10 protein-coding genes and 1 pseudogene are annotated in these 11,489 nt (G+C 67.1%); 2 read left to right on the plus strand and 9 right to left on the minus strand.

The features are described 5' to 3' along the window. The 5 genes and pseudogenes from WBB14_RS00325 to kdpF all read right to left on the minus strand — a co-directional run. Positions 1-1,243, minus strand: a pseudogene (locus tag WBB14_RS00325) (two-component sensor histidine kinase); the annotation flags it as partial. Between the two features lie 51 nt (positions 1,244-1,294). Next, positions 1,295-1,903 (minus strand): potassium-transporting ATPase subunit KdpC, encoded by a 609-nt coding sequence (gene kdpC, locus WBB14_RS00330; protein ID WP_424238065.1) that lies wholly within the window; start codon positions 1,901-1,903, stop codon positions 1,295-1,297. Between the two features lie 24 nt (positions 1,904-1,927). Continuing rightward, entirely contained in the window at positions 1,928-4,087 is a 2,160-nt protein-coding gene (gene kdpB, locus WBB14_RS00335; RefSeq protein WP_424238066.1) for a potassium-transporting ATPase subunit KdpB, read from the minus strand. Between the two features lie 8 nt (positions 4,088-4,095). Further along, the gene (gene kdpA, locus WBB14_RS00340) at positions 4,096-5,898 is read right to left on the minus strand and encodes a potassium-transporting ATPase subunit KdpA (RefSeq protein WP_424238067.1); all 1,803 of its coding nucleotides are present in this window, start codon (positions 5,896-5,898) and stop codon (positions 4,096-4,098) included. Next, positions 5,898-5,987 carry a K(+)-transporting ATPase subunit F gene (gene kdpF / locus WBB14_RS00345; protein WP_035183859.1) on the minus strand — a complete coding sequence of 30 codons (90 nt, stop codon included), beginning with the start codon at positions 5,985-5,987 and terminating at the stop codon, positions 5,898-5,900. The genes kdpA and kdpF overlap by 1 nt, the downstream gene beginning before the upstream one ends. 726 nt (positions 5,988-6,713) lie before the next feature. Here kdpF and WBB14_RS00350 point away from each other — a divergent pair. Both WBB14_RS00350 and WBB14_RS00355 read left to right on the plus strand, forming a co-directional pair. Continuing rightward, on the plus strand, positions 6,714-6,992 hold the full coding sequence (locus WBB14_RS00350; RefSeq protein WP_424238068.1) for a DUF4212 domain-containing protein: 279 nt from the start codon (positions 6,714-6,716) through the stop codon (positions 6,990-6,992). Beyond that, positions 6,992-9,082, plus strand: a complete 2,091-nt coding sequence (locus tag WBB14_RS00355) for a sodium:solute symporter family protein (protein WP_424238069.1) — start codon at positions 6,992-6,994, stop codon at positions 9,080-9,082. Before WBB14_RS00350 ends, WBB14_RS00355 begins: the two co-directional genes overlap by 1 nt. Here WBB14_RS00355 and WBB14_RS00360 read toward each other — a convergent pair. The 4 genes from WBB14_RS00360 to WBB14_RS00375 form a co-directional block, all read right to left on the minus strand. Next, complete coding sequence (locus tag WBB14_RS00360; RefSeq protein ID WP_424238070.1) at positions 9,079-10,221, minus strand: hypothetical protein; 1,143 nt, start codon at positions 10,219-10,221, stop codon at positions 9,079-9,081. The two genes, WBB14_RS00355 and WBB14_RS00360, sit on opposite strands and share 4 nt — an antisense overlap. Beyond that, a complete protein-coding gene (locus tag WBB14_RS00365; protein ID WP_424238071.1) occupies positions 10,208-10,855 on the minus strand; it encodes a hypothetical protein in 648 nt (215 codons plus the stop codon). The genes WBB14_RS00360 and WBB14_RS00365 overlap by 14 nt, the downstream gene beginning before the upstream one ends. Further along, positions 10,852-11,181, minus strand: coding sequence for a DMT family transporter (locus WBB14_RS00370; protein WP_424238072.1), 330 nt, complete (start codon positions 11,179-11,181; stop codon positions 10,852-10,854). Before WBB14_RS00370 ends, WBB14_RS00365 begins: the two co-directional genes overlap by 4 nt. Then, positions 11,178-11,489 (minus strand): Smr/MutS family protein (locus WBB14_RS00375; protein WP_424238073.1); only part of this gene is annotated, 312 nt, incomplete at its 5' end. The genes WBB14_RS00375 and WBB14_RS00370, both read right to left, overlap by 4 nt.

Genomic DNA, 11,489 nt, shown 5'->3' on the forward strand with positions numbered 1-11,489 from the left:
GCGTAAGCGGGTCGCGTCCGGGCGCGGCGGCGGCGGGTAGCGGCGGCGCGCCCAGGCGGATGATGTCGATCTCGGGGCAGCCGGCGGCCAGCATGTCGGCGAAGCTGTGGCGGCGCCACAGCCAGCCCGGCGAGATGGCTGCGGTCAGCAGGGCGGACAACGACAGGCGCAGGCGTTGCAGGCCGCTGGCGCGGGTCCGGCCGATGATGGCCTTGGTGATGTTGTGGCGGCGCACATAGCGCACCACGGCGTCCACCATGTCGCCGCCGGCCAGGGTTTCGCTGCGCGCGCCCAGCGCATCGGCCAGGGCCAGGCTGCGCTGGATGCGTTCCTGTTCGGCCTGGGGCGGCGGCGCCGCGCGCGGCGTGTCGATGGTGACCACGTGCAGATCGCATTCCAGCTGCTGGCTCAGGCGGTGTGCGCTGCGGATGACGTATTCGGCGTCCACGTCCGGGCCGATGCAGGCGACCACGGCCTCGCGCGTGCGCCATACCGGTTCGATGGCGCGGTCGCGGCGATAGGCCTGGACGTCGTCGTCGACGTGGTCGGCGGTGCGGCGCAGCGCCAGCTCGCGCAGCGCAATCAGGTTGCCTTTGCGGAAGAAATTGCGGGTGGCGTGGCGGGCCTGCTCGGGCAGGTAGACCTTGCCTTCCTTCAAGCGGCGCAGCAGCTCGTCGGCCGACAGGTCCACCAGGATGACTTCGTCCGCCGCGTCGAAGACTGCGTCGGGCACGGTTTCCCAGACGCGCACGCCGGTGATGCTGCCCACCGCTTCGTTCAGGCTGTCCAGGTGCTGCACGTTCAACGTGGTCCAGACGTCGATGCCGGCCGTCAGGAGTTCCTGGATGTCCTGCCAGCGTTTGGCGTGGCGCGAGCCCGGCGCGTTTGAGTGGGCCAACTCGTCCACCAGCACCAGGTCAGGGCGGCGGGCCAGCGCGCCGTCCAGGTCGAATTCCTTCAGCACGTGGCCGCGGTACGGCACGTCCTGCAGCGGCAGGACGGGCAGGCCTTCCAGCAGCGTGGCGGTTTCGCGCCGGCCATGGGTTTCGACGATGCCGGCCAGCACGTCGGCCCCCTGGGCGGCCTGCGCGCGGGCCGCCTCCAGCATGGCGTAGGTCTTGCCGACGCCGGCCGATGACCCGAAGTAGACGCGCAGCTTGCCGCGCACCGCCTGGCGCGCGGCGTCGTCCAGGGTCTTCAAGAGCGCGTCGGGATCGGGACGCTCGCCAGCGATATCAGCCATGAACGCGCAATGAGTGGGAGGGAACGGCTGGCAATACTATACGCCGCGGCATCAGCGCGCCGGACGCAATTGGTCTAGCGCCAGGTTGAGCGTCAGCACGTTGACCGCGGGGTCGCCCAGCACGCCCAGCCAGGGCTTTTCGGTATGGGACTGGATCAGGGCATCGACCTGCGCGCGCGGAAGGTTGCGCGCGCGCGCCACGCGCTCCGCCTGGTAGGCCGCGGCAGCCGGGCTGATGTGCGGATCCAGGCCGCTGCCGGAGGCGGTGACCAGGTCCACCGGCACGGGGACCGGGTTGTCGGGATCGGCCGCCTTCAGCGCGGCGATGCGCGCCTGGATGGCGTCGGCCAGCGCCGGATTGCGCGGCCCCAGGTTCGAACCGCCGGAGCCCGCGCCGTTGTACGGCATGGGCGCGGTGGCGGACGGGCGGCCCCAGAAGTCGCCGGGGGAACTGAACGACTGGCCGATCAGTTCCGAACCCACGACGCGATCGCCTTGCTTGATCAGCGAGCCGGCCGCTTCGTGCGGGAAGACCGCGGCGGCGATGCCCGTGGTCAGGAAGGGGTAGGCCAGGCCGGTCACCAGTGACAGTGCGGCGAAGACGACCAGCGCGGGGCGCAGGATGCCGCCTTGGCGCGGCAGTGAGGTGGAATTTTTCATGATGGTTTCCTTGCAGTTCGGGGCTCAGGCCCAGCCCAGGGCGGCCAGCACCATGTCGACCAGCTTGATGCCGGCAAACGGCACCAGCAGGCCGCCCAGGCCATAGATGAGCAGATTGCGGCGCAACAGTACGGCCGCGCCCAGCGCCCGGTAGCGCACGCCCTTGAGCGCCAGCGGGATCAGCACCACGATGATCAGCGCGTTGAAGATCACGGCCGACAGGATGGCCGAGGCCGGCGTGGCCAGACCCATGATGTTGAGCACGTTGAGCTGCGGATAGACGGTGGCGAAGGCGGCCGGAATGATGGCGAAGTACTTGGCCACGTCGTTGGCCACGCTGAAGGTTGTCAACGCGCCGCGGGTCATCAGCATCTGCTTGCCGATCTCGACGATCTCGATCAGCTTGGTGGGGTTGGAATCCAGGTCCACCATATTGCCCGCCTCCTTGGCGGCCTGGGTGCCCGAGTTCATCGCCACCGCGACGTCGGCCTGCGCCAGCGCGGGCGCATCGTTGGTGCCGTCGCCCGTCATCGCCACCAGCCGGCCTTCCGCCTGGTAGGCGCGAATCAGCTTGAGCTTGGCCTCGGGCGTGGCCTCGGCCAGGAAATCGTCCACGCCGGCCTCGGCGGCGATGGAGGCGGCCGTGAGCTTGTTGTCGCCCGTGATCATCACGGTCTTGATGCCCATGCGGCGCAGTTCCGCGAAGCGCGACTGGATGTCCGGCTTGACGATGTCTTTCAGTTCGACCACGCCGAGCGCGCGGTTGCCGTCGCTGACCATCAGCGGCGTGCTGCCGCGGCGCGCCACGTCCTCGGCCAGGCGCAGGGCCGGTTCCGGCACTGCCGAGTCCTGCGCGGCCAGCCAGGCCTGCACGGCGTCGACCGCGCCCTTGCGGATCATGCGGCCGTTCAGGTTCACGCCGCTCATGCGCGATTGCGCGGTGAAGGGCACGAACTCGGCGTGCGCCATGGCCGCGGCCGGCGCGTGGATGGATTTGTCGGCCAGCGCGACGATGCTGCGGCCTTCCGGCGTCTCATCGGCCAGCGAGGCCAGGCGCGCGGCCTCGGCCAGTTCGCGCGCGGACACGCCGGGCGCCGGCAGGAAGGTGGAAGCTTGGCGGTTGCCGAAGGTGATGGTGCCGGTCTTGTCGAGCAGCAGCACGTCCACGTCGCCCGCGGCTTCGACCGCCCGGCCCGAGGTGGCGATGACGTTGGCGCCCATCATGCGGCTCATGCCGGCCACGCCGATGGCCGACAGCAGGCCGCCGATGGTGGTGGGGATCAGGCAGACCAGCAGCGCGACCAGCACCGTCACCGTGACGGCGGAACCGCCGCCGGCGGCGTTGACCGCGTAGATCGAGAACGGCATCAGGGTGACGACCACCAGCAGGAACACCACGGTCAGGCCGACCAGCAGGATGGTCAAGGCCAGCTCGTTCGGCGTCTTCTGGCGCTTGGCGCCTTCGACCATGGAAATCATGCGATCCAGAAAGCTCTCGCCTGGATCGGCGGCGATACGCACGAAGATCCAGTCCGACAGCACGCGGGTACCGCCGGTCACCGACGAAAAGTCGCCGCCGGATTCGCGGATCACGGGCGCGGATTCGCCGGTGATGGCGCTTTCATCCACCGATGCCACGCCGGCGATGACCTGGCCGTCGCCGGGGATGGTCTCGCCCGCCTCCACCAGGACCACGTCGTCGCGGCGCAGCAGGCCGGAAGGCTGGCTGACGGCCTGGCTGCGCCAGGCGCCGGGTTGAGCCGTGGCGGCGTCGGCGTCGCGGAAGCCTTTCAGCAGGCGGGCGTCGATGGTGGTGCGCAGGCCGCGCAGGGTGGCCGCCTGTTGCTTGCCGCGGCCTTCGGCCAGGGCTTCGGCGAAGTTCGCGAACAGCACCGTGAACCATAGCCACACGCTGATCGCCAGGATGAATCCGGCGGGCGCCTCGGCCTGGCCGCGCAACGCCATGATCCACAGTACCGTGGTTAGGATGCTGCCCACGTAGACCACGAACATCACGGGATTCTTCAGCTGCGCGGCGGGCGAGAGCTTGCGCAGGCTGTCCAGCACCGCGGGGCCGACCAGGGCGCGCGACCACATGCCGAACTGGCGTTCATGGGCGCCGCTAGCCGTGGCGCGGGCGGCGCCGCCGCCGGCGCCTGTAGTAGAGGTTTCAATCTTGGCCATTTTCATTCCTAGCCTTTCAATTGCAGGTGTTCCGCGACCGGGCCGAGAGCCAGCGCAGGCACGTATGTCAAAGCGCCCACCAGCAGCACCGCGCCTATCAGCAGCACCACGAACAGCGGGCCGGTGGTGGGCATGCTGCCGGGGCCGGCGGGATGCCTGCGCTTGGCGGCCAGCGAGCCGGCCATCGCCAGGATGGCGACGATGATGGCGAAGCGGCCGAACCACATGGCGATGCCCAGCAGCACGTTGTAGAACGGCGTGTTGGCGGACAATCCGGCGAAGGCGCTGCCGTTGTTGTTGGCGGCGGAGGTCAGGGCATAAAGGATTTCGGAAAAACCGTGGATGCCGGGGTTCAGCACCCCTGCCTGGCCGGCCGCCAACGAGACCGCCAGCGCCGTGCCGCAAAGCACCAGCAGCGGGGTGGCCAGGATGACGATGGAGACCATCTTCATGTCGTAGGCCTCGATCTTCTTGCCCAGGTATTCCGGAGTGCGGCCTATCATCAACCCGGCGATAAAAACGCCCAGGATGGCGAAGGCCAGCATGCCGTACAGACCCGAGCCCACGCCGCCGAAGACCACCTCGCCCAGTTGCATCAGCAGCATCGGCGTCAGCCCGCCCATGGCATTGAGCGAATCGTGCATGCCGTTGACGGCGCCGCAGGAGGCCGCCGTGGTGACGGTGGCGAACAGCGAGGTGGCGGCGATGCCGAAGCGGGTTTCCTTGCCCTCCATGTTGCCGCCGGGGGAGAAGGCGCTGAGCGCGCTGTCGGCGCCGGCCTGGGCCGCCATCGGGTTGGGCTGCTGCTCGAAATAGGCGGCGGACAGCGCGAATACCGCGAACAGCACGGTCATGGCCGCCAGGATCGCGATGCCCTGGCGCCGGCTGCCGACCATCTCGCCGAACGAGAAGCACAGCGCGGCGGGAATCGCCAGGATGGCCAGCATCTCCAGGAAGTTGGCCAGCGGCGTGGGATTCTCGTAGGGGTGGGCGGAGTTGGCGTTGAAGAAGCCGCCGCCGTTGGTGCCTAACAGCTTGATCGATTCCTGCGAGGCGACCGGGCCCATGGCCAGGGTCTGGGTCTTGCTGACTGCGGGATCCGTCACGGCTTGGCCCTGCGCATCCAGCACGGGCTGGCCCTGGGCGTCCATGCGGGGCTGATCGTAGTGCACGGCCTCGATGGTCTGGACTTCCTGGTAGGGGCTGAAATTCTGGATCACGCCCTGGCTGACCAGCGCCAGCGCCAGCACCAGGGACAGCGGCAGCAGCACGTACAGCGTGCTGCGCACCATGTCGGTCCAGAAATTGCCGACCGTGGCCGAGCAATGGCGCGACAGGCCGCGGATCAGGGCGAACAGCACGGCGATGCCGGTGGCGGCCGAGACGAAGTTCTGCACCGTGAGCGCCAGCATCTGCGTCAGGTAGCTCATCGTCGATTCGCCGCCATAGCCTTGCCAGTTGGTGTTGGCGACGAAGCTGATGGCGGTATTCAAGGCGGAATCCGGCGACACCGCGCCCATGCCGGCGGGATTCAGCGGCAGCACGCCCTGTAGGCGCTGCAAGGCGTAGACCGCCGCGATGCCGATGATGTTGAAGGCCAGCACCGCCATGGCGTAGCGCTTCCAGCCCATCTCGGCCTGCGGGTCTATGCCCGCCAGCCGGTAGATGCCGCGTTCTATCGGGCGGCCCCAGGCGGTCAGCCGCGACTGCCCGTTTTCCATGGCGATGCGGATATAGCGCCCGAGCAGGGGCGCGATCGCAAGCAGGACTGCCAGGTACACGACCAGCAATCCGACGAATTCGGCGGTCATCAGAATTTCTCCGGTTTGAACAGCGCGACCAGCAGGTACACGAACAACAGGGCAGCCGTCAGGCCGCTCAGCCAATAGAGCCAGCTCATGGTTGCTCTCCCGAAGACAAGGCTTCGCAGAACCGGAGCAGGGCGAAAGTCAACCCGGCCATGACGGCGAAGATGGCGATATAAATGGCATCCACGTATTTCCTCCCAGGGAGCGACGCTCCCTTCGAACGACGGGCCTGCGCGGCGGATACGGATGCGCGCCGGGCAGGCGTAGTGACCAATCAGGACACCGGCAGGTTACGGAGCAGGGGGTAAAAACGGGGTATACGTTTGGGAGGGGGATATAAATGAAACGTAAACGTGGCCCGGATGGCTGCTGCCCGAATGCGGGCATGGCGCGCACACCGCGATGGCCCATGCCGGGGATCCGCTGAAAGGGCAGGCGAGCGGCGGGATTTTCGGAATTGGAATCGCCCCGTGGCGGCCGAAAAATCCCAATATTTAGAATCTCGATACCAAAATGCACCAAGTTGGTGCTGGAAATATGTAAATGAATGCTCCTTCTTAGGGCATTCCCCTAGTGTGACAATCCCGCTTCTGGTGCAGAATCTCATCCCATGCAGGTGAGGAGACAAAGCCCTGCATGGGCAAATACCGGCGGCACCGGTACATAAAAAAAGTAAAGCAGTACCCAAAAAAAGCAAAACGCACAGCGGCTGGCACCAGGTGCCAGCCGTTGTCGCATAAAAAGCCGGCATTTCAAGTGCATGGGTTTTTCAGGCGCCGCGTTTCGCGATAATCAGACAGGGTTCGCTCATCCCAGCTATGTCGGAATCGCGTCTTTCATCCTCAAAGCCAGCCTCGACTCCCTATTGGCGCCGCAATCTGCGGTTGATCCTGGTGTTGCTCGTCGTCTGGGCCGCGCTGACCTTCATTCCCGCCTATTTCGCCCGCAGCCTGAACTTCGACTTCATAGGCTGGCCCTTCGCATTCTGGATGGCGGCCTATGGCGCGCCGCTGGCCTACCTGATCATCATCGGCATCTACGCCCGGGTCATGAACCGTGCCGATGAACGCTTCGAAGAGCCGGGAGGGCGCCGCTGATGCCGTTTTTCAGCGGAGATACACCCCAGCAATTCAGAGTCCGGCTGCGCCGCATCTACGTGCTCTACACGGCGGGCTTCGCGCTGATGATCCTGCTGATGGCGCTGGCCGAGATCCTGGGCATGCCGCGCAACTGGATCGGCTATGTGTTCCTGCTGGTCACGGTCAGCCTGTACGCCGGCATCGGCATCGTCTGCCGGACCTCGGACCAGGTTGAGTACTACGTCGCGGGCCGCCGGGTGCCGGCGATCTACAACGGCATGGCCACGGCGGCCGACTGGATGTCGGTGGCGTCCTTCATCGGGGTGGCGGGGACGCTCTACCTGACGGGCTATGGCGGGCTGGCCTACATCATGGGCTGGACCGGCGGCTATGTGCTGGTGGCGATGCTGCTGGCGCCGTACCTGCGCCGCTTCGGCCAATACACCATTCCCGACTTCATGGGCGCGCGCTATGGCGGCAACATGCCGCGCCTGGCGGGCGTGGCCTGCGCCATTCTCTGTTCCTTCACCTACCTGGTGGCGCAGATCTACGGCGTGGGCATCATCACCACGCGCATGACCGGCATCTCGTTCGAGCTAGGCATCTTCGTGGCGCTGGGCGGCATGCTGGTCTGTTCGTTCCTGGGAGGCATGCGCGCGGTCACCTGGACCCAGGTTGGGCAGTACATCATCCTGGTCATTGCCTATCTGGTGCCGGTGGTGTGGCTGTCGATCAAGCACACCAATATGCCGATACCGCAGTTGTCGGCCGGCGTGGTGCTGCAGCAGGTCACTGAAAAAGAGGTGTACCTGCAGAACGACCCGTCCGAAATCGAGGCGCGCCGGCTTTGGCAGGAGCGCGCCAACGAGATGGGCCGCCGGGTGGCGGCATTGCCCGAATCCTGGACGCTGGAAAAAGACAAGCTGCGCAGCCGGCTGGCCCAACTGAACGCCACCGACGCGCCCATGGTCGAGATCCGCTCGGCGGAGCGCGAGCTGTCCAGCTACCCCGGCAGCGTGGAAGAGGCGCGCATTGCGTGGTCGCAGTCCAAAGCCACGTTCGAGGCCAGGGCGGCGCCAGCCACGCCGCATGCCGAGCCTTTTCCCTCCAAGGACCCGGAAGAGCGGCGCAACATGCGCATCAACTTCCTGGCGCTGGTGCTCTGTCTGATGCTGGGCACCGCCGGCATGCCGCATATCCTGATGCGCTCATACACCACGCCTTCAGTCATCGAGGCGCGCAAGTCGGTGTGCTGGTCGTTGCTGTTCATCCTGCTGCTGTACTTCATGGCGCCGGCGCTGGCGCTGCTGGTGAAATACGAGGTCTATACCCAGGTGGTGGGATCCAGCTTCCTCAGCCTGCCCAACTGGGTGCATGCCTGGAGCGCCGTCGACAGCAATCTGCTGGACGTGACCGACGTCAACCGCGACGGCATCGTGCAGCTCAGCGAGATCAGCATGGGCGCCGACGTGGTGGTGTTGGCCATGCCGGAAATCGGCGGCTTGCCCTACGTGATTTCGGCCCTGGTGGCGGCGGGCGGCCTGGCCGCGGCGCTGTCCACCGCCGACGGCCTGTTGCTGACCCTGTCCAACTCCCTGTCGCACGACATGTGGTACCGCATGGTGTCGCCGCGCATGTCGGCCGCGCGCCGCGTGATGGTTTCCAAGATCCTGCTGCTGCTGGTGGCTTTTGGCGCCGCCTGGGTAGCCGCGCGCAAACCGGCGGACATTCTCTTCATGGTGTCGGCTGCATTTTCCTTTGCGGCTTCGTCTTTTTTCCCGGCGCTGGTCATGGGCGTGTTCTGGCGCCGCGCCAATAAATGGGGCGCGACGCTGGGCATGGCGGCAGGGCTGGCGGTGACGTTCGCCTACATGACGCACACGCATCCTTGGCTGCGCGAATGGGTGTTGGACATTTCGCGCACGCAGCCGGTGGATCTGTGGTGGGGCATCCAGCCGATCGCGGCGGGCGTGTTCGGCGCGCCGGTGGCTTTCCTGACGATCATCGTGGTGTCCCTGCTGACACCTCCGCCCGACCGCGCCACGCTGGCGCTGGTGGATTACTTGCGCCATCCGGGCGCGCCCAAGCCGCCTGGCGAAAACGCCTAGAGCGTTTCGCAGGCATCGGCCCTGCGGTTTTCGGGGTCGATGCAGGAAGCCCACAGCGCCGCGGGCATGGCTTGCAGCAAGGTATAGGTCTGGCCGGGCGCCCACAGCCATTGCACGCCGCCCGGCGTCTGGCCGGCGGCCTCCCAGATCCGCTTGCGTTGCGCGGCGCTCATGGCGAACCGTCCGTCGTTGCCGCTGTTGCCTGTTGCCAGCACCTGGGCGGGGTCGCGCCGGGCGACATAGATGCTGGCCGTGTCCCCGGCAATCTGCTTGGGTTGCACGATGGCCCAGTCGTAATGGTACGAGTCCAGCGCAGGCGCTTTCCAGGCCGGGCCGGGCAGCACCAGCACGGCGTACTGGTTCGGGCTTGCGCGGTAGGGCAGGCCCAGCACGGGCGGCTCGTCCGACCATGTCTTGCGTTGGCGCAAATAGCGTTGCGCCTTGCGGCCCAGGGCGTCATGCGTCACGACTTCAAACGCATCTTCGGACTTGTCCTGGTAGGAAATGGTGCGCAGCAGGCGACCCGCCGCGTCATGCACGTAGCGGGTCACTGGCCGGGACGCCGCGGCGCAATCGTTGGCGCCAAGCTCGGCCAGCCAGCCGCGCGCGTCGTAGCGCAGGCAGTAGCGCACCGGCCGGTTGGGCCGGCCTTCCCAGGTGCGCGAGCGCTCCTCGTAGCCCGTCAACCGGCCGGCGGCGTCATAGTAGAAGCGCGTTTCGGCATCTGGAGCAGGCAACGCGGCCTTGCCTGATGCGCGGGCTGCGTCGACGGCGCCCGCGCTGTAGCGGGCGATCCCGCATAAATGCCGGCGGCCGTCGGGAGCGCTTTCCCAGCGCAGCAGCGTGACGCCGATGCGGGCGTCCGGCGCGGCGGCGTAGACCGACCAGTCCACGCGTTCGGCCCAGATGACGGCGCTGGCGCGCGCGCCCGTGTCGATGGCGACGCTCGGCAGCCATGAAGGGATGCGCGAGCCGTCCAGCGCCAGCAAGGTATTCGTGTCGTCCAGGGAAATGTCCATCACCCCGGTGTGCCGCTGCGCGGACGCGGCCAGCGGTTCGCACAGCGCGCTCGCCAGCCCGGGCGCCATGGAAAGCGCCGTCAGCGCAAGCAGGCGCAGCGCGGCATCAGAGCGTGGCATTGTGCAGGTAGGCGATCAGCCCCCAGAGTTCGCTGCTGACGCCGCCCAGGCGCAGGGCGCGGTCGCGCGTGTCCATGAGGAGGAAGGGGTAGGCGTTGCGCTCCAGCTTGCCGGGCGGCGGCAGCCGGTAAGGCGTGAAGTGCTCGCCCGAAAGCAGATAGGTATTGGTCATGTCGCCGACATCCACATGCAGGTACCAGACGGTCAGGTCCGCGACGTTCAGGGCCGCGTCCGCTTCCGGGTACAGACCGCCCTGGCCGGCGGGGATGGCGCTGTCCAGCACGGCCAGGAACACGGTGCGTGGGCCCGGTTTCGGAAAGTAGGTCCCCTCGCCGCCGCGCTGCGTGAAGGCCTGGCGGATGAACCCTGCGCCGCGCGTGCCGGGCGCCACCGTGCGGGCGAACATCGCGTCCAGCTCGGTTTCCGAGAGCGGGCGAGGGGAAGTGGACAGCCGCTCCAGGTCTTGCTTGAAAACGGTCAGCCAAGCGCGGTAGCGCACGAGTTCGGCGGCGCGGTTGAAGTCCTGGGCCTGGGCATTCCCGCTCGGCAGCAGGCCCAGGCTGCCCAGACACAGACTGGCTACCAGCCAGCGGCGGACACGGAAGTTCGCCGTCGAGGGCGCGCGAGGCTTCAATGCGAAACGGACTTCGAGAAGACGTTCATCACCACCACGCCGGCGATGATGAGCCCGATACCGATGAGCGCGGGCGTGTCCAGGTGCTGCTTGAACAGCACCGCGCCGACGATGGAAATCAGCACGATGCCCACGCCGGACCAGATGGCGTAGGCGATGCCTACGGGGATTTCGCGCAGCGTCAACGACAGGAAGTAGAACGAGATCAGGTAGCCGAACACCGTCACGATGGACGGCGCCAGGCGGGTGAAGCCTTCGGATCCCTTGAGCGCGCTGGTCGCGAAGATCTCGGCGATGATGGCCACGCCCAGGTAGAGCCACTTCATTTGCGCGCTCCTTCGGATTGCCGCAGAAGCACCAGCAGGGCGCCCGCGCCGCCTTCGCGTTCGGGCGCTTCGGAAAAAGCCAGCACTTCGCTTTTCTGCACCAGCCAGGTGCGGGCCTTGTCCTTCAATACCGGTTCCAGCCCCTGCGAGCCGTAGCCCTTGCCGTGCACCACGCGCACGCAGCGGATGCCGTGTTCCTGGCATTCGTCCAGGAACGACAGCAGGGCATGGCGGGCCTGCTCCACCCGCAGGCCGTGCAGGTCCAGCTCGGCGCCGGCGCGCCATTGGCCGCGGCGCAGGTTGCGGGC

Origin of the sequence: Achromobacter sp. (assembly GCF_049647645.1) — a bacterium.
GTDB lineage: Bacteria > Pseudomonadota > Gammaproteobacteria > Burkholderiales > Burkholderiaceae_B > Achromobacter.